At 66.6% G+C, this 24702-nt stretch carries 22 protein-coding genes; 19 read left to right on the top strand and 3 right to left on the bottom strand.

Annotated elements, in window-relative coordinates:
- Position 1: 1 nt before the first annotated feature.
- Positions 2–634 (bottom strand): TetR/AcrR family transcriptional regulator, encoded by a 633-nt coding sequence (locus tag XcuCFBP2542_RS11415; RefSeq protein WP_104603680.1) that lies wholly within the window; start codon positions 632–634, stop codon positions 2–4.
- A gap of 215 nt (positions 635–849) precedes the next feature.
- Between XcuCFBP2542_RS11415 and ndk the strand changes: the two genes are divergently transcribed.
- The 8 genes from ndk (at position 850) to XcuCFBP2542_RS11375 (ending at position 8858) form a co-directional block, all read left to right on the top strand.
- Complete coding sequence (ndk, locus tag XcuCFBP2542_RS11410; protein ID WP_002812972.1) at positions 850–1275, top strand: nucleoside-diphosphate kinase; 426 nt, start codon at positions 850–852, stop codon at positions 1273–1275.
- A gap of 18 nt (positions 1276–1293) precedes the next feature.
- Positions 1294–2514 carry a dual-specificity RNA methyltransferase RlmN gene (gene rlmN, locus XcuCFBP2542_RS11405; RefSeq protein WP_104603679.1) on the top strand — a complete coding sequence of 407 codons (1221 nt, stop codon included), beginning with the start codon at positions 1294–1296 and terminating at the stop codon, positions 2512–2514.
- A gap of 10 nt (positions 2515–2524) precedes the next feature.
- Entirely contained in the window at positions 2525–3313 is a 789-nt protein-coding gene (pilW, locus tag XcuCFBP2542_RS11400; RefSeq protein WP_104603678.1) for a type IV pilus biogenesis/stability protein PilW, read from the top strand.
- Positions 3310–4164, top strand: a complete 855-nt coding sequence (locus XcuCFBP2542_RS11395) for a RodZ domain-containing protein (RefSeq protein ID WP_104603677.1) — start codon at positions 3310–3312, stop codon at positions 4162–4164. The genes pilW and XcuCFBP2542_RS11395 overlap by 4 nt, the downstream gene beginning before the upstream one ends.
- A 70-nt stretch (positions 4165–4234) precedes the next feature.
- On the top strand, positions 4235–4873 hold the full coding sequence (locus XcuCFBP2542_RS11390; protein ID WP_104603676.1) for a YfgM family protein: 639 nt from the start codon (positions 4235–4237) through the stop codon (positions 4871–4873).
- The gene (gene bamB / locus XcuCFBP2542_RS11385; RefSeq protein ID WP_167526908.1) at positions 4873–6090 is read left to right on the top strand and encodes an outer membrane protein assembly factor BamB; all 1218 of its coding nucleotides are present in this window, start codon (positions 4873–4875) and stop codon (positions 6088–6090) included. Before XcuCFBP2542_RS11390 ends, bamB begins: the two co-directional genes overlap by 1 nt.
- Before the next feature lie 10 nt (positions 6091–6100).
- On the top strand, positions 6101–7498 hold the full coding sequence (der, locus tag XcuCFBP2542_RS11380; RefSeq protein WP_104603674.1) for a ribosome biogenesis GTPase Der: 1398 nt from the start codon (positions 6101–6103) through the stop codon (positions 7496–7498).
- Positions 7499–7637: 139 nt separating this feature from the next.
- Complete coding sequence (locus XcuCFBP2542_RS11375) at positions 7638–8858, top strand: molybdopterin molybdotransferase MoeA (RefSeq protein ID WP_104603736.1); 1221 nt, start codon at positions 7638–7640, stop codon at positions 8856–8858.
- Between the two features lie 101 nt (positions 8859–8959).
- Here the strand turns inward: XcuCFBP2542_RS11375 and moeB are convergent, their stop codons facing one another.
- Positions 8960–10147, bottom strand: coding sequence for a molybdopterin-synthase adenylyltransferase MoeB (gene moeB, locus XcuCFBP2542_RS11370; RefSeq protein ID WP_425478032.1), 1188 nt, complete (start codon positions 10145–10147; stop codon positions 8960–8962).
- Positions 10148–10320: 173 nt separating this feature from the next.
- Here moeB and XcuCFBP2542_RS11365 point away from each other — a divergent pair, with 173 nt between their 5' ends.
- Genes XcuCFBP2542_RS11365 through XcuCFBP2542_RS11355 form a run of 3 tightly spaced genes read left to right on the top strand, consistent with a single transcriptional unit; the run spans position 10321 to position 12501 of the window.
- Entirely contained in the window at positions 10321–11580 is a 1260-nt protein-coding gene (locus XcuCFBP2542_RS11365; RefSeq protein ID WP_276329813.1) for a molybdopterin molybdotransferase MoeA, read from the top strand.
- Positions 11577–12155 carry a molybdenum cofactor guanylyltransferase gene (gene mobA, locus XcuCFBP2542_RS11360; protein WP_104603672.1) on the top strand — a complete coding sequence of 193 codons (579 nt, stop codon included), beginning with the start codon at positions 11577–11579 and terminating at the stop codon, positions 12153–12155. Before XcuCFBP2542_RS11365 ends, mobA begins: the two co-directional genes overlap by 4 nt.
- On the top strand, positions 12139–12501 hold the full coding sequence (locus XcuCFBP2542_RS11355; protein ID WP_104603671.1) for a hypothetical protein: 363 nt from the start codon (positions 12139–12141) through the stop codon (positions 12499–12501). The genes mobA and XcuCFBP2542_RS11355 overlap by 17 nt, the downstream gene beginning before the upstream one ends.
- A gap of 128 nt (positions 12502–12629) precedes the next feature.
- On the opposite strand, the gene XcuCFBP2542_RS11350 is transcribed toward XcuCFBP2542_RS11355, so the two are convergent.
- Entirely contained in the window at positions 12630–13634 is a 1005-nt protein-coding gene (locus XcuCFBP2542_RS11350) for an NAD(P)-dependent oxidoreductase (protein ID WP_104603670.1), read from the bottom strand.
- A gap of 84 nt (positions 13635–13718) precedes the next feature.
- On the opposite strand from XcuCFBP2542_RS11350, the gene XcuCFBP2542_RS11345 reads away from it, so the two are divergent.
- The 8 genes from XcuCFBP2542_RS11345 to XcuCFBP2542_RS11310 all read left to right on the top strand — a co-directional run bounded on the left by XcuCFBP2542_RS11345 (position 13719) and on the right by XcuCFBP2542_RS11310 (position 24452).
- Positions 13719–14291, top strand: a complete 573-nt coding sequence (locus tag XcuCFBP2542_RS11345) for an ANTAR domain-containing response regulator (RefSeq protein WP_064510879.1) — start codon at positions 13719–13721, stop codon at positions 14289–14291.
- A 4-nt stretch (positions 14292–14295) separates the two neighbouring features.
- Positions 14296–15360: a CmpA/NrtA family ABC transporter substrate-binding protein gene (locus XcuCFBP2542_RS11340; protein ID WP_104603669.1), complete on the top strand. Its 1065-nt coding sequence runs from the start codon at positions 14296–14298 to the stop codon at positions 15358–15360.
- A 670-nt stretch (positions 15361–16030) separates the two neighbouring features.
- The gene (locus tag XcuCFBP2542_RS11335; protein ID WP_211293003.1) at positions 16031–17200 is read left to right on the top strand and encodes a nitrate/nitrite transporter; all 1170 of its coding nucleotides are present in this window, start codon (positions 16031–16033) and stop codon (positions 17198–17200) included.
- Between the two features lie 58 nt (positions 17201–17258).
- On the top strand, positions 17259–19676 hold the full coding sequence (nirB, locus tag XcuCFBP2542_RS11330; RefSeq protein ID WP_249027643.1) for a nitrite reductase large subunit NirB: 2418 nt from the start codon (positions 17259–17261) through the stop codon (positions 19674–19676).
- Positions 19673–20038, top strand: coding sequence for a nitrite reductase small subunit NirD (gene nirD / locus XcuCFBP2542_RS11325; protein WP_211293000.1), 366 nt, complete (start codon positions 19673–19675; stop codon positions 20036–20038). The genes nirB and nirD overlap by 4 nt, the downstream gene beginning before the upstream one ends.
- Positions 20035–22833 carry a nitrate reductase gene (locus XcuCFBP2542_RS11320; protein ID WP_211292999.1) on the top strand — a complete coding sequence of 933 codons (2799 nt, stop codon included), beginning with the start codon at positions 20035–20037 and terminating at the stop codon, positions 22831–22833. The genes nirD and XcuCFBP2542_RS11320 overlap by 4 nt, the downstream gene beginning before the upstream one ends.
- A gap of 65 nt (positions 22834–22898) precedes the next feature.
- The gene (gene cobA, locus XcuCFBP2542_RS11315) at positions 22899–23645 is read left to right on the top strand and encodes a uroporphyrinogen-III C-methyltransferase (RefSeq protein ID WP_211293002.1); all 747 of its coding nucleotides are present in this window, start codon (positions 22899–22901) and stop codon (positions 23643–23645) included.
- Between the two features lie 549 nt (positions 23646–24194).
- Positions 24195–24452 carry a KGG domain-containing protein gene (locus tag XcuCFBP2542_RS11310; protein WP_104603666.1) on the top strand — a complete coding sequence of 86 codons (258 nt, stop codon included), beginning with the start codon at positions 24195–24197 and terminating at the stop codon, positions 24450–24452.
- Positions 24453–24702: the final 250 nt, after the last annotated feature.

Below are 24702 nucleotides of genomic sequence, written 5' to 3'. Positions count from 1 at the left end.
TTTACGGTGTGGAATGAGCGCGGAAACCGGGTTCCGCGAAACGGATGAGTTCGCGCGCCGCGCGGGCGCGGTGGTCGGCCTCGCTGACGCCGGCCGGGCGCTTGATGAGGCCGAAGTCGGCCATCGCATAGGTGAGCGCACCGGCCAGGAAGTCCAGGCGCCAGTACAGTTCCTCCTTGCTCAGCCCCGGCACGCAGGCGGCGATGGCCTTGCCGAATTCACGCAGCACGTGCCCGTAGTGGTCGGACAGGAACTTGCGCAGGTTGTCGTTCTTTTCGGCGTAGGCGCGCGCGATCACGCGCACGAAGGCGCCGCCGTTCTGGCGGTCCTGCGCCATCGCCAGCGCAGGCTCTACGAACGCCGCCAGGACCGCGGTGAGTTCGCCGGGCTGTGACTTCTTCGCCGCTTCCAGCTGCTGCAGTCGTGCGCTGGTCATCTCGTCCATGCGCCGGCGGAACACCTCGTTGACCAGGTTTTCCTTGGAGCCGAAGTGGTAGTTGACCGCAGCGATGTTGACGTCGGCCTGGGTGGTGAGCTGGCGCAACGAGGTACCGGCGAATCCATGCTGGGCAAACAGCTCCTCGGCCGCGCCGAGAATGCGGTCCTTGGTGGAGAAGTGGGCTGGCTTGGGCATGCGTCGGGTCAGGCTCAATCAAACGATTGTTTGATTCTAGGGCCAGCAGTGCGCCCGGTCATGCGGCGCTGCAGCACGATTCAGTGGGCGGTATGCAAACAAATAGCCAACGAGATAGAATTGACCATCGCAAAGAAGCCTAAGCCCGCGTTTTGACGCGGGTTTTTTTCATGATAACCTCGGGCCTTCAGTGGCCCGCCCAACGGAGAATTCCCATGGCGCTGGAGCGCACCCTGTCCATCATCAAGCCCGACGCCGTCGCCAAGAACGTCATCGGCGAAATCTACAGCCGCTTCGAAAAGGCCGGCCTGAAGGTCGTGGCCGCCAAGTACAAGCAGCTGTCGCGCCGTGAAGCCGAAGGCTTCTACGCCGTGCACCGCGAGCGTCCGTTCTTCAACGCGCTGGTCGAGTTCATGATTTCCGGCCCCGTGATGATCCAGGCGCTGGAAGGCGAGAACGCCGTTGCCGCGCACCGCGACCTGCTGGGTGCCACCAACCCGAAGGACGCTGCGCCGGGCACCATCCGCGCCGACTTCGCCGATTCGATCGATGCCAATGCCGCCCACGGCTCGGACTCGGTCGAGAACGCTGCCAATGAGGTGGCGTATTTCTTTGCCGCTACCGAAGTGGTCTCGCGCTGAGGCCGAGAGAGTCGAATCGTGAATGAGGTCGTGATCCCCTCCGTGCTGCAGGACGCTCCCGTCCCCGCAGCACCGGTGCGCAAGCAGAACCTGCTCGACCTCGATCGCGAGGGACTGGAGCGCTTCTTCGCCGACACGCTCGGCGAAGCGCGCTACCGTGCCCACCAAGTGATGAAGTGGATCCACCACCGCTACGTCGCCGATTTCGACCAGATGACCGACCTCGGCAAGGCATTGCGTGCGAAGCTGCACCAGCATGCCGAGGTGCTGGTCCCGAATGTGGTCTTCGACAAGCCCTCCACCGACGGTACCCACAAGTGGCTGCTGGCCATGGGCACCGACGGCAAGAATGCGATCGAGACGGTCTACATCCCCGACAAGGGCCGCGGCACGCTATGCGTGTCCTCCCAGGTTGGTTGCGGCCTGAACTGCACGTTCTGTTCGACCGCCACCCAGGGCTTCAACCGCAACCTGACCACTGCCGAGATCATCGGGCAGGTGTGGGTGGCGGCGCGCCATCTGGGCAACGTGCCGCACGGCAGTGCTGCCAAAGGCTGGCGCCGCCTCACCAACGTGGTGATGATGGGCATGGGCGAGCCGCTGATGAATTTCGACAACGTCGTGCGCGCGATGAGCGTGATGCGCGACGATCTGGGCTACGGCTTGGCCAGCAAGCGGGTGACGCTGTCCACTTCTGGCCTGGTACCGATGATCGACCGGTTGTCCACCGAAAGCGATGTCTCGCTGGCGGTGTCGCTGCATGCGGCCAACGACACCCTGCGCGAGAGCCTGGTGCCGCTGAACAAGAAGTACCCGATCGCGGAGTTGATGGAGTCCTGCGCCCGCTACCTGCGCGGCAGCAAGAAGCGCGATTCGGTGACCTTCGAATACACCTTGATGAAAGGCATCAACGACCAGCCGGAACATGCGCGGCAGCTGGCCCGGTTGATGCGTCAGTTCGACAATGCGGTGCAATCCAAGGATGCCGGCAAGGTCAACCTGATTCCGTTCAACCCGTTCCCCGGCACGCGCTATGAGCGCTCCGGCGAGACGGAGATTCGCGCATTCCAGAAGATCCTGCTCGACGCACAGGTGCTGACGATGGTGCGCCGTACCCGCGGCGACGACATCGACGCAGCCTGCGGGCAGCTCAAGGGCCAGGTCATGGACCGCACCCGTCGCCAGGCGGAGTTCCGCCGCACATTGGAAGGGCAGGCCGATCGAGATGCGGCAGCGTGAATTCGCGTTAATGGCGGCCGTGGCGATCGCGTTGTGCGCGGTTGGCTGCGGTTGGCGCAATCCCAAGGCCGGTGTGGCCGAAAGCGTTGAAGAAGTGGCGCCGGTGTATTCGTTCCGCGATGGCAAGGCCACCAAGAGCCGCCTCGCGGTGCAGGAGAAGCTGGGCCTTGCCAACAATCGGCTGCAGACCGGCGATTACGCTGGCGCCGAGGAACAGGTTCGGGCCGCGTTGAAGAAAGATCCGCAGTCGGTGGATGCCCTTGGCATGCTGGCCCTGATCCAGGGGGGCAGGGGCGATATGGCCGGCGCTGGCGCTTCCTACCGTCGCGCTGCCGAACTGGCTCCCCAGCGCGGTGACATTCTCAACAACTACGGCGCCTGGTTGTGTGCCAACGGCTCACCTGGCGAGTCGCTTGCCTGGTTCGATCGTGCCTTGGCCGACAGAGCGTACGCCTCGCCAGCGTCGGCACTGGGAAATGCCGGCGGTTGCGCACTAAAGGCAGGTCAATCCGAACGTGCGCTGGGCGATCTGCGCAAGGCATTGGACATCGATCCGAACAACCCCTACGCGCTCGAGTCGATGGCGCGGCTGGAAACGGGTCGGCGCAACTTTTTCGAGGCACGCGCGTTTGTCGAACGGAGGCTTGCGGCTGCACCGGCAACGGCATCCGTGTTACAACTCGCCATTCAGATTGAGCAAGGGCTGGGCGACAAGGTAGCTGCCAGCCGTTACCAACAGCGGTTGGTCAAGGAATTTCCTGACGCAGCGACCGCTCACCCCGGGGCCAATGCATTGTGATCAGTGATTCCAATCCGAACCCTTTCGAGCAGGAAAAGGGCTGCGGACAGCATCTGCGCGAGGCGCGCGAAGCGTCAGGTCTGAGCCTGGACGAGGTGGCCGGCAAGTTGCGCATGCCGGCGCATGTGGTGCGTTCGCTGGAGCAGGAAGACTGGCAGCGTCTGGGCGCGCCGGTCTTCGTGCGTGGTCAGTTACGCAGCTATGCGCGTCTGCTGCGGGTCGATCTGGAGCCGTTGTTGCAGCAGGCCACCATTGCCCCGGTCGAACCGGTCAAGCTGGTCAGCCATACCCATACGCCACGCGCGCGTCGCATTGTCGAAAGCACGGCGCGCAAGGCGATGTATGTCGTCATTACCGGCGTGTTTGCGGTGCCGGTCTGGTATGCGACCCGCTCGCACCTGGATGGCAAGGCGCCGAGCACCGTGTCGCTGGACAGCATGCCGGTGGCCGCCAACACCCGGGGCACGGCCTCCGCAGCACAGCCGGCCACTGTGCCGCGCGAGCGGGCTGCGCCCTACATCGCCTCGATGACGCCCGTGCCAAGCGCCACCCCGGCAGCCGAGCAGGCGCCAAGCGCAGCACAGGCTGGCAGCCTTTCGCTGAGTTTCAGTGGCGATAGTTGGGTGCAGATCCTGGCGCCGGATGGCAGTGCGGTCGAGAAAGCATTGATCCATGCCGGCGAGCGCCGCAACTATGCGCCGGGCCAGGTGGGCCGCATCGTGCTGGGCAACGCCTCGGCGGTAGAGGTTCAGCAAGGCGGCAGTATCGTCGATGTGAAACCGTTCCAGCGCGCGAACGTGGCACGTTTTGCGGTATCCTCCGATGGCTCCGTGGTGCCTGCTTCCGAGTGAAGCGGACTGCGGTTTTTCATTTTTCCCTTTTGATGTTCCGCGCCTCCGGGATGACGGAGCGAGAGTACGCATGGCGATCGACGATCTGCTGGACGAACACGAACAAGGCGAACGGGTTCGGTCCTGGTTGAGAAAGAATGGTGCGGGCCTGGTGGGCGGCGTCCTGCTCGGCCTGGCACTGATCCTGGGTTGGCAGTGGTGGCAGAAGCGTGCCAACACCGAACTGGTGGAGGCCAATGCCCGTTACGAGGCAGTGGTGAAGTCGATCCAGGCCAAGAACCTGGACAAGGCCGCCAAGGACATCGTGGCGCTGGACGACGGCAAGGGCGGCATCTATGCCGAGCTGGCGGCGCTGCGTCTGGCCAAGGCCCAGGTGGATGCCGGCAAGAATGCCGAAGCGATCAAGACCTTGCGCGATGTGCCGGCCGAAGGCGCGCTCAAGCAGGTCGTGCAGCAGCGCCTGGCGCGCGTGCTGATCGAAAGTGGCAAGCCGGACGAAGCGATCAAGCTGCTGGCCGATGCGCAGGACCATGCCAGCCTGGAGATTCGCGGCGATGCGCTGGTTGCGCAGGGCAAGCCCACAGATGCGCGTGCCCTGTATACCCGGGCATTGACCACGGTGGACGTGGCCTCGCCGCAGCGCCGGCTGTTGGAAACCAAGCTGATGGATGTGGGCGGCAAGGTGCCCGATCCGGCGGAGCAGATTTGATGAAGCAGGTCGATATGTACAAGCGCGTGGCGTTGCTTGCCCTGATGGGCGTGTCGTTGGCTGGCTGCAGCACCGTCAAGGGCTGGTTCGCGGGCAAGGATGCGGCGGCCAAGAAGGCGCAGGAACCGGCGGAATTGGTGGATTTCGAGTCATCGGTCAAGGTCGACAAGCTGTGGTCCACTGGCGTGGGCAAGGGCGAAGGGCACATCGGCGTGCGTCAGCGACCGGCCGTGGCCGACGGCAAGGTGTATGCCGCAGCGATCACCGGCGGCGTGCAGGCGCTGGACCTGCAGACCGGCAAGCGCGTATGGGAATACAAGCCCAAGAAGGAAGAGCGTAACGACCGCAAGTTCAAGCAGCGCCTGTCCGGTGGTCCCGGGGTGGGCGAGGGGCTGGTGGTGATCGGTAGCCTGTCTGGCGATGTGATTGCCCTGAATCAGGCCGACGGCACTGAAAAGTGGCGCGGCAAGGTGCCCAATGAGGTGATCGCCGCACCGGCGATCGCGCAGAATCTGGTGCTGGTGCGCAGCAACGACGGCCGCGTGACTGCATTCGATGCCGCCACCGGCGAACGTCGCTGGTTCCATGCCGAGGAAGGCCCCACCCTGTCGGTGCGCGGCAATGCGCCGATCGTCATCGGCCCGGGCGTGGTATTCGTCGGCAACGATAGCGGCACCTTGAGCGCGCTGGCCCTGCAGGATGGCCGCCCGTTGTGGGAGCAGGCCATTGGCGTGCCGGAAGGTCGCACCGAGCTGGAGCGCATGGCCGACGTGGATGGTGCGCCGGTGCTCGATGGCACCACGCTGTATGCCACCAGCTTCAAGAACGAAACCCTGGCGCTGGAAGGCCCGAGCGGCCGTCCGCTGTGGACGCGCGATCATGGCGGCGCCGGTGGTGTTGGTGTGTCGTCGGCCGTGGTGGTGGTCTCCGACAACGCCGGCTCGGTATGGGGCCTGGACAAGACCACCGGTGCGGCGATGTGGTCGCAGGCGGCCTTGGCGCGCCGCTCGCTCACCGGTGTGGCCATCCAGGGCGACTATGCCGTGGTCGGTGACTACAAGGGCTATCTGCACTGGCTGAAGCTCAGCGATGGCGCACTGGCCGCGCGCGCTCGCGCTGGACGCGACACGCTGCTGGCGCAGCCACAGGTCGTTGATGGCATTCTGCTGGTACAAAATACCGACGGCGATCTCAGCGCCTTCCGGTTGGCACAATAAGGACCTTGCGATGCTGCCCCTGGTCGCCCTGGTTGGACGGCCCAATGTCGGCAAGTCCACCATCTTCAATGCGCTGACGCGCACCCGCGACGCGTTGGTCCACGACCAGCCCGGCGTCACCCGCGACCGCAATTACGGTGTCTGCCGCCTCGACGAGCAGCAACCGTTCATCGTCGTCGATACCGGCGGTATCGCCGGCGAGGAAGAAGGCCTGGCCGGTGCCACCGCGCGTCAGGCGCGTGCCGCCGCCGGCGAAGCGGATCTGGTGTTGTTCATGGTCGATGGCCGCGAAGGTGCGTCCTCCCTCGACGACGAGATCCTGGCCTGGCTGCGCAAGCTGGCCCGCCCGACCGTGCTGGTCATCAACAAGATCGACGGCACCGACGAAGAGACCGTGCGCTCGGAGTTTGCGCGCTACGGCTTCTCCGACGTGGTGGCGCTGTCTGCCGCGCATCGGCAGGGCATCGACGAGCTGCTCGAAGAAGTCGGTGCACGGCTGCCGGAGGAAGGCTCCGGCGAGTTGCTGGACAACGACCCGGCGCGCGTGCGCATCGCCTTCGTGGGTCGGCCGAACGTGGGCAAGTCCACCTTGGTCAACCGGTTGCTGGGCGAGGAGCGCATGATCGCCTCCGATGTACCGGGTACCACCCGCGATTCGATCGCGGTGGACCTGGAGCGCGACAATCGCCAATACCGCCTGATCGATACCGCCGGCCTGCGCCGTCGCGGCAAGGTGGAAGAGGCGGTGGAGAAGTTCAGCGCGTTCAAGACGTTGCAGGCGATCGAGCAATGCCAGGTGGCAGTGCTGATGCTCGATGCCACCGAAGGCGTGACCGATCAGGACGCGACCATTCTTGGCGCGATCCTGGATGCCGGCCGTGCGCTGGTAGTGGCGATCAACAAGTGGGACGGGCAAAGCGACTACCAGCGGGCGCAGGCCGAAGACCTGCTCTCGCGCAAGCTGGGCTTCGTGAACTGGGCCGAGGCGGTGCGGATCTCCGCGTTGCATGGTTCGGGCATGCGCGAACTGTTCCAGGCGATTCACCGCGCACACGCCTCGGCAACGCACGAGTTCAGCACCAGCGAAGTGAACCAGGCGCTGGAAATCGCCTACGAGACCAATCCGCCGCCGAGCATCCGCGGCCACGTCTCCAAGCTGCGCTACGTGCATCCGGGCGGTGCGAACCCACCAACCTTCATCGTGCATGGCACGCGGCTGAAGGTGTTGCCGGAGTCGTACAAGCGCTATCTGGAAAACTTTTTCCGCAAGCGTTTCAAGCTGGTCGGCACGCCGGTGCGTTTCATTTTCCGCGAAGGTGCCAATCCGTACGAAGGCAAGAAGAACCCGCTGACCGACCGCCAGGTGGCGCGCAAGCGGCGCCTGATGCGGCACGTCAAGGGCAAGTAAGTCCGCCACCACGCCGCGCATGCGTGGCGTGGTGGCGACGACGCAAGCGGCCGCGCACGGGCTGCTGCGTGTTGCAGCACTGTCTTCTGAAGTGGCACTGCGCACCGGCCTTTCGCAGGGCGCTGGTATCCTTCGCGGCATGAACGAGTATCCCAGCCGTATTGCCTACGCGCAGGCGCTGCAGATCCTGCATGCCGTGGCGGGCGCCCATCGTCCACCGGACGAAACCATTCCCAACGCACGCGCCGATGGGCGTATCAGCGCCGGCGATCTGATTGCGCCGCTGGCGCTGCCTCCGTTCGCCAATAGTGCGATGGACGGCTTTGCGCTGCGGCATGCCGATCTGGTGGACGCGCAAACCCGCCTGCAGCTGGTCGGCGAACAGTTTGCCGGCCAACGTTGGGACGGCACGCTGGGTCCGGGGCAATGCCTGCGCATCACCACCGGCGCGCCGCTGCCGGCCGGTGCCGACACCGTGGTGCCCAAGGAAGACACCGAAGAGCGCGATGGGATCGTGGTCATCCTCGCTGCGCCAGGCGCGGGTGCCTCCGTGCGCCTGGCTGGCAGCGATGTGCGTGCCGGCGACCTGGTGATCCAGGCCGGGCAGGTACTGACCCCGGCGCGCATCGGGCTGGCGGCAGCGCTTGGCGTCTCGCGGTTGGCGGTGGCGCCGCGGCCCACCATTGCGGTGCTGGCCACCGGCGACGAACTGGTGGAGCCGGGCATACCGCTGGGCCCCGGGCAGATCTACAACAGCAACCGCGACATGCTGATGGCGCAGCTGCGGGCGCTGGGCTATGCGCCTACCGCCTGGCCCACCCTGCCGGACGATCCGCAACGCATCCGCAGCATGCTGGAAGATGCGGCGGCGGCCTTCGATGTGGTCATCACCTGTGGCGGCGTCTCTGCCGGCGAAAAGGATTATCTGCCGCGGTTGATCGGGGAACTGGGCCGGATCCACTTCTGGCGCGTGCGCATGCGCCCGGGGATGCCGGCGGTGCTGGGGCAGATCGGGCGTTGCCTGGTGTTGGGATTGCCAGGCAATCCGGTGTCGGTACTGGCGACGCTGATCGCCTACGGCGTGCCGCTGCTGGATGGCCTGCAGGGTCGCAGCGAGCCGCGAGCGCTGTGGCATGCCGCGCTGGCCAGCCCCTGGGAGAAGCGCCACGAGCGGCGGGAATTCCTGCGCGGGCGGCTGGAATGCGGCGCGGATGGGCGCTTGAGCGCGTTGCCGCATCGCGGCGATGCCTCGCACCTGCTGCGCGGTGCCGCCGACAGCAATGCGTTGATCGTGCTGCCGGAGCAGGCGCGTCGTTTCGAGGCCGGTGAAATCGTGCGGGTGATTCCCTATGCCCTGTGAGCGTGTGCAAGGCGGCCATGTGCCCGCTGCAGTGGGTCAACGACGATGCCGGGTGACGTGCTGACCTGCGCTGGCGCACCGCGGCGGCGCCATGGCCGGGTTCAATCGATCGCGCTACCGCAAAATGCCGCGTAATCCGGGTAGCCGGCAAAGCGTGCGTCGGGCGCGCAGACCGGGCAGTGCGGATCCGGCCGCAGGCGGATCTCGCGAAAGCGCATCGCCAGTGCATCGAAGCTGAGCAGGCGCCCGGCCAGGCTGTCGCCAATGCCGAGCAGCAACTTCACCGCTTCGGTCGCCTGCAGCAGGCCGATCACCCCAGGCAGGACGCCAAGCACGCCGGCCTCGGCGCAATTGGGTGCGAACTCGGGCGGTGGCGGCTCGGGGAACAGGCAGCGGTAGCAGGGCGCTTGCCCACGCTGGCGGCCGGCGTCGAACACGCTGAGCTGGCCTTCGAACTGTTGCACCGCCCCGTACACCAGCGGCTTGCCGAGGCGGACGCAGGCGTCGTTGAGCAGATAGCGGGCGGGGAAGTTGTCGGCGCCGTCGACCACCACATCCACGTCCTGCAGCAACCGTTCCACAGTGTCGCTGGTGACGCGGCAGCGCACCGGCTCGACCTGCACGCGCGGGTTGAGCGCGCCCAGCCGCTGCGCGGCCGACGCGACCTTGGCGCTGCCAACGCTGTCTTCGGTGTGCAGGATCTGGCGCTGCAGGTTGCTGCGGTCCACCACGTCGTCGTCGGCGATCCGCAAGTGACCCACACCGGCGGCGGCCAGATAGAACGCGGCCGGCGAGCCGAGGCCGCCGGCGCCGATCAGCAGCACGCGTGCGCGCGCCAGGCGCTGCTGGCCGTCGAGGCCGACGTGCGGCAGCCGGAGATGCCGCGAATAACGCTCCAGGAAGTCCTGCTCGTCCGGCGGCAGGCTGGGCCGCACCGTGGGCAGCCCGTCGCGCACCCATGCGGCGGTGCCGCCCAGCACGGATTGCACCCGCGCATAGCCATACGCACGCAGCTGGGCGGCGGTGCGCGCGGAACGCTGGCCGCTCTGGCAGATCAGGAGGACCTCGCGCCCGGTATCGGGCAGGTGCTGGGCGGGGAACTGTTCCAGTTCGGCCTGTGCGATGGCCAGCGCGCCTTCTGCCTGGCCGCCGACGCGCTCGTGCGGGTGGCGGATGTCGATCAGCAACGCGCCGTGCAAGGCGCGGGCGCGGGCGTCGGCGGGAACGAGATCGTGGTTGCTCATGCGGCTATTGTCGCGCAAAGCCCGTACAGGGGCGCGACCGGCCAGTGCAGGCGGTATGCCATCACCGCGGCGTTGCCTGCGCTGCAAGCGCGGGGCAGGTATTCGAGCAGCGTCCGGCGTCGTGGCGGAGTCGCAAGCGGCTACTGCGACCGGTGCGATACCTGCTGCGCGGACGGCCGGGTATTCTAGTCGGGTATTCATCGAACCCGGCTATCGCCTTGCTCACGATCAGCTATGCCGAGGCGCTTGCGTGCCTGCAACAGCAGGTAATGCCGCTTGCGAGCGAATCGGTGGACAGCGCCGATGCGCAAGGCCGTGTGCTGGCGCAGGATTTGTTGAGCCCGGACGCGTTGCCGCCCTTCGACAACAGTGCGATGGATGGGGTGGCGCTGGCCACGGCAGGGCAGGGCGCTGCGGCGGGCAGCGAGCATTGCATCGCTGCGACCCTGGCTGCAGGCGAGGATCCTGCGCATGCAGCCGGCGACGCTTGGGAGATCATGACCGGAGCCGGTTTGCCGGCAGGCGCCGATGCGGTGGTTCCGATCGAGCAGATCGATGTGCTGGCGGCGCAGCAGGACGGGCGTCCCGGGCGGATCCGCCTGCGGGCGGACGTGCGTGTCGGCCAGCATATCCGTCGGCGTGGCGAGGACGTGGCCGTCAACGATCGGGTGATCGCGGCCGGCACCGTGTTGCGTGGTGCGCATGCACTGCTGCTGGCGGGGCTGGGCTGCGCGCGGGTGGACGTGATGCGGCAACCCCCGGTGGCCTTGATCGCCACCGGCCGCGAGCTGGTCGGCGACCCCGCCCAGCCGTTGCAGCCGGGGCAGATCCGCGACGGCACCAGTGCCTATCTGCTCAGCCAGCTGCGTGCGGCCGGTGCGCGTCCGGTCTGGCAGGGGCGGGTGGGCGATGAGGTGGCAGCATTCGATCTGGCCCTGGCACAGGCGCGTGCATCTGGCGCGCAACTGATCCTCAGCACTGGCGCGGTGTCGCGCGGGCGCTACGATTTCATTCCCGATGCGCTGGCCCGGCATGGCGCGCAGCTGCTGTTCCACAAGGTGGCGGTGCGGCCGGGCAAGCCGGTGCTGCTGGCGCGCCTGCCCGACGGCGTGCTGTACGTCGGCCTGCCGGGCAACCCGATGGCGAGCGCTGCGGGGCTGCGATTCTTCGTCGAGCCGGCCTTGCGTGGGCTGCTCGGCCTGCCGCCGGAGCATGGCCTGCCGGTGGTCTTGCGCACGCCGCTGCAGGCACGCCCCATCTGGCGACAACACCTGCGCGCACGCCTGTTGTGCGATGGCGCGGGTGTGTTGTCGGTGCAGGTGCTGCCACAGCAGGAATCGTTCCGCGTGGTGCCCTTGTTGCAGGCCAACGCCTGGGCGGTGCTGGAACCGCAGCCGGAAGGTGCTGCCCCCAGCACGCGGGTGCAGGTCTACGGCGTGGGGCATCTGCAGCCAGCCGCGCCAGCGTTCGAACCATGAGACCTCCGCCGCCGGCGCCTGGCTGGACCGGCCTGGTGTTGGCGGGCGGGCGCTCATCGCGGATGGGACGCGACAAGGCCCTGCTGCCCTGGCGCGGGCGGCCATTGCTTGCGCACATGCAGGCACTACTACACAGCGCAGGCGCGCAGGAGGTGCTGGTCAGTGGCGATCGTCCTGGACATCCCGGTATCGTCGATACACAGCCGGACCTGGGACCGCTCGGTGGCCTGGCGAGCGTGATCGCGCAGCTGAGCGATGCGACCACGCTGGTGGTGGTACCGGTGGATATGCCGCTGTTGTCGATGCCGCTGCTGGAGCGGTTGCTGGCTGCCGCGCCGCAGCGCTGCGTCACCTTCGACGCGCAGATGCTGCCGATGCGGCTGTGCATCGATGCGTGCGTGCGCGAGTCCTTGGCGGCGCTGATGGCAGGGGTGGCTTCAGGCCGCTCGCTGCGCGCCTTGCAACAATTGCTGCAGTGTCATCGCGTGGCTGTCACCGCCAGCGAACGCGCCGCGTTCGTCAATTGCAATACGCCCGAGCAGTGGAGCCAGCTCATCCATGAAAATCCAGATTGAAGGCCAGCAGGTGCGGTTCCGTATCGACGAGGACGAACTGGCGAGGCTGCTGGCCGGGCAGAGCGTGGATAATCTGAGCCGGCTGCCCAGCGGGCAGGGGGCGCGCCTGGTACGCCACAGTGTGAGCCTGACCGGTGGTCACGCGGCCTGTAATTGCGCCACCGACCACTGGCAGTTGCTGGTGCCGCGCGACGCGCTGGAAGAGCATGTGCGTCGCTTGCCGAGCCGCGAGGGATTGCATTTCAGCTTCGACGCGGGCGCCGGGCATGCGGAGCACATGGCGCTGCAGGTGACCTTCGACATCGATGTGCGCGACAGTGCGCGCAAGCGACTGCCGAAGGAGTGACGTGTTGGAGCAAGTATGTCGCTGCCCTGCACGCTGCCTGCCATTGACGCTTGCATGCCAGCTGCAGACTGCTTTCTGCTGCGTCCTGAAAGGCGCGCAGTGCTCCGCAGCCGTGGTCACCTGAGCGATTACGCAGCAGGCCGCTTGCGCCGCTCCTGGTAGATGCCCGGCACGCGTTCGCAGACCAGCCCCTGTGCCCGCAACGCGGATTCTATCGGCGCGGCAGCAACGTCGTCGTAGCCGGTGCCGCTGCGCAGCGCGACCACGTGCAGCCCGTCGCCGGCCAGTTGCAGCAGCAGGGCCAGCTGCGCTTCGGCAGCGTGCGGCATGCTGCGACGGGAGGCGTCGCGGCGCGCCAGTTCGAGCACTGCATCGGGAATGTCGTCGCCGGCCACCAGCACGTCGGCCAGGTTCATCGCACGCAGCGCCTTCAAGGTGAGCAGGCCTGGATCGCCTGGTCCGGTACCCACCAGCTGCACGCTGCCGCGCGCCGGCACCGTGCCGGCGTCGTCCAACGCCGCAGTGAATGCGGCTTCGGCCGCTGCCTCGTCGCCGGACTGCAGCAGCAGAGGCACCTGGCCGTCGATGACGCGATCGAACCAGCGCCGGCGCCGGTTCATGTCCGGGAACTGGCTGCGGATGCGCTCGCGATGCTGCGCAAACAGGCCGGCGAAGCGGCCGACTGATGCATCCAGCTCGCGCTCCAGCCGCTCGCGCAGGCGCCGTGCCAGCATCGGGGCGGCGCCTGCGGACGAAATGGCGATCACCAGCGGGTCGCGGTCCACGATCGCCGGCACCTGATAGGTGGATAACTCGGCATCGTCCACCACGTTGACCAGGCGCTGGCGTGCGCCTGCGGCGGCGGCCACGCGTTGGTTCAAGTCGGTGTCGTCGGTGGCCGCAACCACCAGCCATACCGTATCGATCCAGGCAGGATCGAATGCGCCCCCCAGTTGCTCGAAGCGACCGGCCTGCATCAGCTCCGCAAGCTCGGGCGAGAGCGCATGCGCGTACAGGCGGATCTGCGCACCGGCCTTGAGCAGCGCCAGCACCTTGCGCGTGGCGACCTCGCCGCCACCGATCACCAGCACGGCGCGCCCCTGCAGATTGGCGAACAACGGAAACAACGGCATCGGCTCACTCCCGGAAAGATGACTCGCACCAACGGCATGTTGCATGGCACCATCGGAGTACGTCCACACGCCTCGCTGCCGCCAATGCGTGTTTTGCTGGTCAACGATACCGAAAAGCCGATCGGCCAATTGCGCCAGGCACTCACCCGCGCCGGCTACACGGTGCTCGATGACGTGGCTTCGGTCGGTGCCTTGCTGCATGCGGTGCAGAGCCAGCAGCCGGATGTGGTGGTGATCGACGTGGATTCGCCCTCGCGCGACACCCTGGAGCAGTTGTCGATGCTGCACACGCATGCGCCGCGACCGGTGGTGATGTTTTCCGGCGATGGCGACGATGCACTGATCCATGCCGCGGTCGGTGCGGGTGTTACCGCGTATGTGGTCGATGGCCTGGCGCCGGCGCGGTTGGCGCCGATCGTGCAGGTGGCGCTGGCGCGGTTTGCGCACGAAAGCAGCATGCGCAAGCGCCTGGACGACGTGCAGCAAGCCTTGCAGGACCGCAAGCAGATCGACCGCGCCAAGGGTCTGCTGATGGAAAAACGCGGCCTCAGCGAGGCCGATGCCTATGCCGCGCTGCGCCAGCAGGCAATGAAGCAGGGCGTCAAGCTGGCCGAAGTGGCGCGTCGCATCGTGGCGATGGCCGAATTGCTGGGATGAACCGATGAGTCGAGCCGACCTTCCCGTACTGCGCGTGGCCTATATGCCGCTGATCGATTGCGCGCCGCTGGTGGCTGCGCAGCGGCTGGGGCTGGACCATGCGCATGGCCTGCACCTGGATCTGCAACGGCAGGCCTCGTGGGCGGGCGTGCGCGATCGACTGCTGGCGGGCGAGGTGGAGGCCGCCCACGCGCTGGCCAGCCTGGTGTACGCCATCGACCTGGGCATTGCCGGGCCGCAATGCGCGATGGCCTTGCTGATGACGCTCAACCACAACGGTCAGGCGATCACCCTGGCGCCTGCCTTGGCGCAGGCGCTGGCCGACGGCCAGGCGTTGCCGCAGGCACTGGCCGGCCTGGGGCGACGCGCGGTCTTTGCGCAGACCTTTCCCACCGGTACGCATGCGTTGTGGCTGTATTACTGGCTGGCCGCCGGCGGGGTGGACCCGATGCGTGCTGTCGATGTGCTCAGCATCCCGCCGCCGCAGATGCCCGACGCGCTGGGCAGCGGGCTGGTGGATGGCTATTGCTCCGGCGAGCCGTGGGCGGCCGTGGCACAGGCGCAAGGCGTGGGGACACGGGTCATCCGCAGCGGTGAGCTGTGGCCCGGCCATCCGGAAAAGGTGCTGGCGTGCCGGCGCGAATTTGCCGCCCTGCAGCCAGAGCTGACGCAGCAGCTGACGGCCTGCGTGCTGGAGGCCTGCCGCTGGCTGGATACCGGGCCAGACCACCGCGCACAGTGTGCGCAGTGGCTGGCCGAACCGCAGCATATCGGGGTGTCGGCAGCGCATCTTGCTGCGTGCCTGGATGCCGACGCCGATGCACCGCATGTCGATGCGACGTCGCTGGCCTTTCATCGCGACGGTGCGGTGAACATGCCGTGGCTGTCCGATGGCGAATGGTTCCTGAGCCAGTTCCAGCGGTGGGGGTGGCATGCCATCCAGCACGACGATATTGCGCGGTTACGCGATATCCATCGCCTGGACAACTACCGTCGTGCTGCGGCGCGCGTGGGTGTGGCAGTGCCGGACAGCGATCACCGCAGCAATCGGTTGTTCAACACGCTTTGAGGCGGCTGGTTGCGCCTTCTCGCAGTATTCAAGCCGAAAAACGCGTCTGGCGCTTGTTGGTTGAATTGTGCATTACGTGCTTCAGCATTGATCTGAGACGTGGCTGCAAGGCCCTTGCCCGCCCACCATCGCGGGACACGCCGCAAGTACGTCCATGTAGGCTCTTATGCGGCATCCATGCCGCATAAGGTCCCGCGACGGTGAGCGGGCAAGGACCGGTCGAGATGGTCGGTGTGCATGGGGCGAGCGATCCAGTGGCTGCTCCGGCTTGGTGCCGCGCACTGACCGGCACGCGGCGACACTTCGAAAACCCACCGCACAGGTTTGGTGCATCACTGCACGAAAGCCGGGAACGAGGCACTGGCACCAGCACCGCTGCATCCCGTAATGGGCAGACGTCTCACAATCAAATCAACCATTTTTCAACGACTTGTCTGGTCATGATGCCCGGGTGAACAAGTTGGCACGGTGATTGCGTAGCACTGACGTGCAGGTGCAACGGCGTGCCTGCAACAACCCGTACACGGTGCGGCGGTTCAACGACGATCCGCACGCATCCAGGACAACGGCGTCCTTCCGGTTTACCGGAGGGCGCCGTTTTTTTTTGACCATCGCATTCGAAGAGGTCCCTATGCAGCGCTCGTTCTGGCGATCCGGGCACACGCCCACGTTGTTCGCTTCCTTCCTGTATTTCGACCTGAGTTTCATGGTGTGGTATCTGCTCGGTCCGTTGCAGGTGCCGATTGCGCAATCGCTGGGCCTGGATACACAGCAGCGCGCCCTGATGGTGGCGGTGCCGATTCTGTGCGGGGCGGTGTTGCGCCTGGTGCTGGGCATGTTCGCCGATCGCATCGGCGCCAAGCGCGCCGGCATGGTCGCGCAGCTCGCGGTGATCGCTGCACTGTTCGGCGCCTGGCAACTGGGCGTGCACAGCATGGGGCAGGCGCTGCTGCTGGGTGTGCTGCTCGGTATCGCCGGTGCTTCATTTGCGGTGGCGTTGCCGCTGGCATCGCGCTGGTATCCACCCGAGCATCAGGGCACCGCGATGGGGATTGCCGGTGCAGGCAATTCCGGCACGGTGCTGGCGGCGTTGTTCGCCCCGATGCTTGCTGCCGCCTTCGGCTATCAAAACGTGTTCGGGCTGGCCTGCATCCCGTTGGTGCTCACGCTGATGGTGTTTGCGTCGATTGCCAAGGAGGCACCGACACCGGTCGCACGCAAGCAGTGGTCCGATTATGGTCGCGTGCTGGTGGGCAACCGCGACGCGTGGCGCTTCATGTTGTTCTACGCGATCACCTTCGGTGGCTTTTCCGGCTTTGCCAGTGCCTTGCCGGGGTACTTCCACGATCAGTTCGATTTCGACGCGCGTACTGCGGGCTGGGCCACTGCGGCCTGCGTGCTGGCCGGTTCGGTGATGCGCCCGTTGGGCGGCGTGATCGCCGACCGCGTGGGCGGCACGCGTGCCTTGCTGGCGGTGTATCTGCTGGTCGCTACGCTGGTAGGCATTGCCGGGTTCGGTGCCGGCGGCGCGACGATCACGCTGGCGTTGTTCGTGCTGACGTTGTTGTGCCTGGGCGCCGGCAATGGTGCGGTGTTCCAGCTGGTGCCGCAGCGCTTCGGCCAGGATATCGGGGTAATGACCGGCTTGATCGGCATGGCCGGCGGCATCGGCGGTTTTGTGCTTGCGGCCGGGTTGGGCGTGCTCAAGCAGCACACCGGCAGCTATGCGTTGGGCATGTGGTTGTTCGCGGCGTTCGCGCTTGGCGGCTGGGGATTGCTGGCGGGCGTCAAGACCCAGTGGCGCAGCGAATGGTCCACCGCCGGCGCGGCGCGCGTCTGACATGTCGACAGGAATTCAGGCAATGAAGCAACCCAGACTCGTCGTCATCGGCAATGGCATGGCCGGCATCCGCACCGTGGAGGAACTGCTCAAGCTGATGCCGGGCATGTACCACATCACCGTGTTCGGCGCCGAGCCGCATCCCAACTACAACCGCATCCTGCTGTCGCCGGTGCTGGCCGGCGAGCAGGAGTTCGACGACATCGTGTTGAACCCGTTGCAGTGGTATCGCGACAACGGCATCCATCTGCATTTGAACACCGAAGTCACCCGTATCGATCGCGTGCGCCGCCGGGTGATTGCCGCCGACGGCACCGAGGCCGAGTACGACCGCCTGCTGATCGCCACCGGCTCGGTGCCGTTCGTGCTGCCGATCCCGGGCAATGCGCTGAAGGGCGTGATCGGATATCGCGATATCCAGGACACCCGCACCATGATCGACACTGCGCGCAGCAAGCAGCATGCGGTGGTGATCGGCGGCGGCCTGCTTGGCCTGGAAGCGGCCAATGGCTTGAAGGTGCGCGGCATGGACGTGACCGTGGTGCACCTGGCCGGCTGGCTGCTGGAACGCCAGCTCGACCCGGTGGCCGGCAACCTGCTGCAACAGGCACTGCGCGCACGTGGCCTGGAATTTCGCTTGAACACCGCCACCAGCGCGCTGCTCGGCAATGCGCAGGGCGAAGTGATCGGGGCCAGATTCGCCGATGGCAGCGAAATCCCGGCCGATCTGGTGGTGATGGCCGCCGGCATCCGCCCCAACACGCGCCTTGCCGAAGAAGCCGGCATCCACTGCTCGCGCGGCATCGTGGTCAACGACAGCCTGCAGAGCTTCGACCCACGCGTGTATGCGGTGGGCGAATGCGCAAACCATCGTGGTATCGCCTACGGCTTGGTGGCGCCGTTGTTCGAGCAGGCCAAGGTGTGCGCGAACCATCTGGCGCAATTCGGCATTGGTATCTATCGCGGCTCGGTGGCGGCGACCAAGCTCAAGGTCACCGGCATCGATCTATTTTCGGCCGGCGATTTCATGGGGGGCGATGGCTGCGAGGAGATCGTGTTGTCCGATCCGGCCGGCGGTGTCTACAAGAAACTGGTGATCCGCGACGACGTGCTGGTGGGCGCCTGCCTGTATGGCGACACCAGCGATGGCGGCTGGTATTTCAAGCTGCTCAAGGACGGCACGCCGATCCAGGCGCAACGCGATCAGTTGATCTTCGGCGAAAGCGCACTGGGCGATGCCGGCACCGGCGGCCAGGACCGCGCCAGCGCAATGGCCGACAGCGATGAAGTCTGTGGCTGCAACGGCGTGTGCAAGGGCACGATTGTCAAGGCGATCAGCGAACAGGGCCTGTTCACCGTCGATGAAGTGAAGAAGCACACCAAGGCAGCGAGTTCCTGCGGCTCGTGCACGGGGTTGGTGGAACAGATCCTGATGAACTGCCTGGGCTCCAATTTCCAGGAAACCCCAAAAACCAAGGCCGTCTGCGCGTGTACCGACCTGAGTCACGGCGAGGTGCGCCGCGCCATCCGCGAGCACAAGCTGCTCACCCATGCGCAGGCCTACGCCTTCATGGAATGGCGCACGCCCAACGGTTGCGCGACCTGCCGGCCGGCGATCAACTACTACATGCTGTCGACGTGGCCGCATGAGGCCATCGATGATCCGCAATCGCGTTTCATCAACGAGCGCGCACACGCCAACATCCAGAAAGACGGCACCTTCTCGGTGATTCCGCAGATGAAGGGCGGGGTGACCAATGCTGGCGAGCTGCGCCGCATTGCCGATGTGGCCGACAAGTACGCGGTGCCGATGGTCAAGGTCACCGGTGGCCAGCGCATCGATCTGCTCGGGGTCAAGAAAGAAGATCTGGTGGATGTGTGGCGCGATCTGGGCATGCCGTCGGGCCATGCCTACGGCAAGTCGATCCGCACGGTGAAGACCTGCGTGGGCAGCGAGTTCTGCCGCTTCGGCACGCAGAACAGCACGCAAATGGGTATCGACCTGGAGACCATGCTGGCCAATATGTGGAGCCCGCACAAGGTGAAGCTGGCGGTGTCCGGCTGCCCGCGCAATTGCGCCGAATCCGGCATCAAGGACGTGGGCATCATCGCGGTGGACTCGGGCTGGGAGCTGCACGTGGGCGGCAACGGCGGCATCAAGACCGAGGTGGCGCGTTTCCTGGTCAAGGTGAGTACCGCCGAGGAAGTGCGCGAGTACACCGGCGCATTTTTGCAGCTGTACCGCGAGCAGGCCTATTACCTGGACCGCACGGTGCACTACATCGCACGCGTGGGCCTGGATTACATCCGTGCGCAGGTGGTGGACGACGCGGCAAACCGGCGAGCGCTGTACGAGCGCCTGCTGTTTTCGCTGGAAGGCCTGGTCGACCCGTGGAAGGCACGCATCGCCGGCGAGCGTCGCCAGGAATATCAACCGCTGCGGATCGCGGCGCCTGCGGCAACGGTGGAGGAATGAGCATGCCCAATCACGCGTGGGTGCATGTGTGTGCCTTGCAGGAGTTGCCGGCGCTGGGTGCGCGCGTGCTGGAGGTCGACGGCCTGCCGCCGATCGCCATCTTCCGCGCCGCTAGCGATCAGGTATTTGCGCTGCGCGATCGTTGCCCGCACAAGGGTGGCCCTTTATCGCAAGGGATCGTGGCCGGCGACACGGTGACCTGCCCATTGCATGGCTGGGCGATCGGCCTGCAGAGCGGGCAGGCCTGTGTACCGGACGTGGGCTGCGCCCCGCAGTATCCGGTGAAGGTGGAGGCCGGTGCGGTGTGGATCGTGTTGCAGCCGGTCCCCGAGCCCCAGGCCGTTGCCGAGCCGGCCGCATGAGCGAGGGCCTGCCGCCGCCGGCATCGGAGACCGCTGCGCACGCGTCTGCGGCATCGCCGATGCACCGCATCACGCGCTCGACCTGTTGCTACTGCGGTGTCGGCTGCGGCGTGTTGATCCACAGTGAGCACGATGCTGCCGGCGAGCGCATCGTGGGCATCGAAGGCGACCCGCAGCACCCGGCCAATCATGGCCGTCTGTGCAGCAAGGGGCTGGCGTTGCCGCAAACCACCACCAGCACGCAGGGGCGCGTGCTGGCCCCCGAGTTGCGTCGGCACCGGCAGGCGCAGCGTGCGCCGGTGAGCTGGGATCAGGCCTTGCAGCATGTCACCAGCAAACTGGCGGCCATCATCCAGGCGCATGGCCCGGATGCGGTGGCGTTCTATCTGTCCGGGCAGTTGCTCACCGAGGACTATTACGTCTTCAACAAGCTGGCCAAGGGTCTGATCGGCACCAATAACATCGACACCAATTCGCGGCTGTGCATGTCCAGCGCCGTCACCGGCTACAAGCTTGCGCTGGGCGCAGACGGCCCGCCCACCTGTTATGAAGACCTGGAGCTGGCGCAGACGGTGCTGTTTGCCGGCAGCAACATGGCTTACGCGCACCCGGTGCTGTTTCGCCGGCTGGAAGCTGCGCGTGCACGCAACCCGGAGATTCGCTGGATCGTGATCGATCCGCGCCGTACCGACACCGCGGCCATGGCCGACCTGCACCTGGCGATCGAACCGGGGACCGACGTTGCGCTCTTCAACGGCATGTTGCATCACCTGATCTGGGAGGGTCTGGTGGATGCGCGTTTCGTTGCGGGCCATACCCAGGAGTTCGATGCCCTCAAGCGGATGCTGCGCGAATACACCCCGCGCATGAGCGCCGAGATCTGCGGGATCTCGCATGAGGACTTGGTGCAGGCGGCCGAGTGGTTCGGGCGCAGCCCGGCGGCGCTGTCGCTGTATTGCATGGGCTTGAACCAGTCGGCGCACGGCACCGACAAGAACCTGGCATTGATCAATCTGCACCTGGCCACCGCGCAGATCGGCAAACCCGGTGCAGGCCCGTTTTCGTTGACCGGCCAGCCCAATGCGATGGGCGGGCGCGAGGTGGGCGGCATGGCGACGATGCTGGCGGCGCACCGCGAGATCGGCAATGCCGCGCATCGCGCGGAGGTGGAAGCGCTGTGGGGCGTGCCGGCCGGGCGCATCAGCCCCACGCCGGGCACGCCGGCCGTGGAATTGTTTGAACGCCTACGTGCCGGCACGCTGAAGGCGGTGTGGATCGTGTGCACCAATCCCGTGCACTCGATGCCGGAGGTGGCCGGCATTCGCGCGGCGCTGGAGCAGGCCGAGCTGGTGATCGTGCAGGAGGCGTTTTCCGGCACCGACACCGTGCCGTATGCCGATGTGCTGCTGCCTGCCGCCAGCTGGGGCGAAAAGGACGGCACCGTGACCAACTCCGAGCGCCGCATCACCCGCGTGCGCAAGGCGGTGGATCCACCGGGCCAGTCGCGTGCGGATTGGTGGATCGCCAACGCGGTGGCACGCCGGCTGGAGGCCAAGTTGCAACCCGGCGCCGCGGCCGGGCTGTTCGCCTTCGACACCACCGCGCAGGTCTTCGACGAACACCGCGCGTTGACGGTGGGCCGCGACCTGGACATCGGCGGGCTGGATTACGCAGTGCTGGATACCGGTCCGCAGCAATGGCCGTTTCCAGCCGGCAGCACGCAGGGGCAGGCGCGGCGTTATACCGATGGCGTCTTCGCCACTGACAATGGGCGTGCGCGCTTCCATGCCACCCCGTATCGCAAGGTGGCCGAGGCGACCTCGGCGCGCTTCCCGATGCGGCTGCTGACCGGTCGCCTGCGCGACCAGTGGCATGGCATGTCGCGCACCGGGCGGGTGGCGGCTGCGTTTGCGCACAGTCCCGAACCGTCTTTGCGCATGCATCCGGACGATGCGGCGCGGCGCGGCTTGTTGGCCGGCGAACTGGTGCAGGTGGCCAGCAAGCGTGGTGCGCTGGTGCTGCCGCTGGAACTGTCCGACGAGCTGCGCTCGGGCACCGTGTTCGCGGCGATGCACTGGAGCGGGCAGACCCTTTCCAGCGGCGGCATCAACGAAGTGAGTACGCCGGCAGTGGATGCGCGCTCGCAGCAGCCCGAGCTCAAGCACGCGGCGGTGCGGGTGGAAAAGGCGGTGTTCGGCTGGCATCTGCTGGCCGCGCGGCGCGGCGATGCACTGGCGCTGCAACAGGCGCTGCAGCCGCTGCTGCGCGACTGCGGCTATGCCAGCCTGCGCCTGCATGCCGAACCCTTGCCGGAGGCCGCCGGTGAGTGGGCGGTGCTGCATGCCGCCTGTGAGCGTGCGCCCGAGGCTGGCTGGATCGATCGCCTGGTCGCCGCCTTGCAGCTGCCCGCCGGCGCCGATGTTCTGGAATACCGCGATCTGCGCCGTGGGCTGATGCGCCGCGTCGGCTGGCGAACGCAGCACGGGCTCAGTCATATCGACGGCCTGTTGCTCACTGCCGCGCAGCCCAGCGAGGCCAATCAGGCGCTGCTGAGCACCGCGTTGGCAGGCAAGCCGTGGCGCTGCGCGCGGCTGGCGGTGTTCGCACAGACGCCTGCTGTGCCCAGCGATCCGATCGTCTGCACCTGCATGAATGTCGCGGCGTCGGCGATCCATGCGGCCATCGACGACGGCGCCGATGTGGCACAGCTCAAACAACGCCTGGGCTGCGGCACCGTCTGCGGCTCCTGCGTTCCGCAACTGACCCGGCTGTGCCGCCAACCGCGGCTGGCCTGATGCGCTTCACCCCTCCACACACTGCGAGATCTCTCATGTCCGTCATCCCTTCCTGCGCGCGTGATGTGGTGTTGTTGTCTGCCGGTCCCGGCGATCTGGAACTGCTGACCATCAAGGCGGTCAAGGCGCTGGCAGTGGCGCAGGTGCTGTTGCTCGACGACCTGGCCAACCCACAGATCGTGGAACTGGCACCGCAGGCGCGCGTGATCCGCGTCGGCAAGCGCGGCGGTTGCCGCTCCACGCCGCAAGAATTCATTTGTCGGCTGATGCGGCGCTACGCGCTGCAGGGTCTGCGCGTGGTGCGCGTCAAGGGTGGCGATGCCTTGTTGTTCGGGCGGGCTGGCGAAGAGATCGGCTTCCTGCGTCGCGCCGGTGTCGGTGTGCAGGTGATTAACGGCGTCAGCGCCGCGTTCGCCGCCGCCGCCGCGCTGCAAGTCTCGTTGACCCATCGCGAGTATTGCCACGGCATCACCTTCGTCACGGCGCATACGCACGACCACGGCGAGCCGAACTGGGGGGCACTGGCCGCCAGCGGCACCACGCTGGGCATCTACATGGGCCTGCGGCGCACGGAGGCGCTGGCCGCGGCGCTGCTGGCGCATCTGCCGGCCAGTACGCCAGCCGCCATTGTGCAGGCGGCCACGCGCCCCGACCAGCAACGTCGGCTCACCACGCTGGGCGAACTGGGTGCCACCGCAGCGGCACTGCTGCCGGGCTTGCCGACTCTGCTGCTGGTAGGCGAGGCGCTCGGCGAAGCGGCGCTGGCCTGCGATGATCGCGCGCCCACCTTGCTGCAACAGGCAATGGGCTGAACCGCCACGGCGCTTCCAATCGCCTGCGGCCCCAGACCACCGGTGGTGGCGCCCTCGGCAGGGCTGTCGTCGGGGGGAGTGGGCAGCTGCAACGCGGTTACTCCAGGTCTGTCGACAGACGCCCGTGGTGCTTCAGCGCGGGCGCAGTCGTCCCGCGCTCCATCCAGAATGTCCAGGGCAAAAAAAGACACCGGTGACATAGCCGCCGAGTGCACGACTCATCCATCCGTGTGCCGATCTGCCCGTAGCTTCAGGCCAGAGATGACGCCGGTTCGGCATGCGTCATGGGCGTCTCGCCGGGGCACCGTTTCGCGCCAGCGCAACGGTGTGTTGGCCGCCCTCAGCCCCGCCAGGCTTGGTGGCGCTCGCTACGTGCGCGGCGAGGCAGCCACGCGACCGCGGTCAGGTGTGCAAGATTTGCACTGCCAGCGCAGCGGTTTTTTCCTGCATTTGCCCAGTTTCCACCGCCCAGCCTGGTTTTCCGGGTTGGCACGATTGTTGCGGTACACCGATTACCCAATGACGTACCGATGGATCAGAGGAGGCACAGTGGAAGACGGACAGAACAACACCCGTAGCCGGCGTGGTTTTGCAGCATTGGACCCGGAGAAGCGCCGCATCCTGGCCAGCAGCGGCGGCAAGGCTGCGCATGCCAGCGGCAACGCGCACGAGTTCACCAGCGACGAGGCACGCGAAGCGGGCCGCAAGGGCGGCCAGGCCGTCAGTCGCGACCGCGACCACATGTCGCGCATCGGCAGCAAAGGCGGGCGCTCCAAGCAGGCCAAGCCGCAGGAAGAATCCGCATGATCGAGGACCGGCACGCTCCTGGGCGTGCCGGTCCTCCTTAAGCCGGGGTGTCTGCTCGGCATGCGCGCACGCCACCTTGGGCGCGCATGGCCAGTTTGGGAAGTAGGCGTGCAGACAGGCGCCGCAAGGACAGCAATCGATTGCATTCATCGGCCGTGTGCCCCCCATGTCACGATAGTTGTCCGCTCCCCTGAATCCTCAGATGGAGACCGCGATGGCCCGCTACAGCCCCGAACTCAAAGACCAGATC

Origin of the sequence: Xanthomonas cucurbitae (assembly GCF_002939885.1) — a bacterium.
GTDB classification, from domain to species: domain Bacteria; phylum Pseudomonadota; class Gammaproteobacteria; order Xanthomonadales; family Xanthomonadaceae; genus Xanthomonas; species Xanthomonas cucurbitae.
This window is presented reverse-complemented; position numbering and strand designations above follow the sequence as displayed.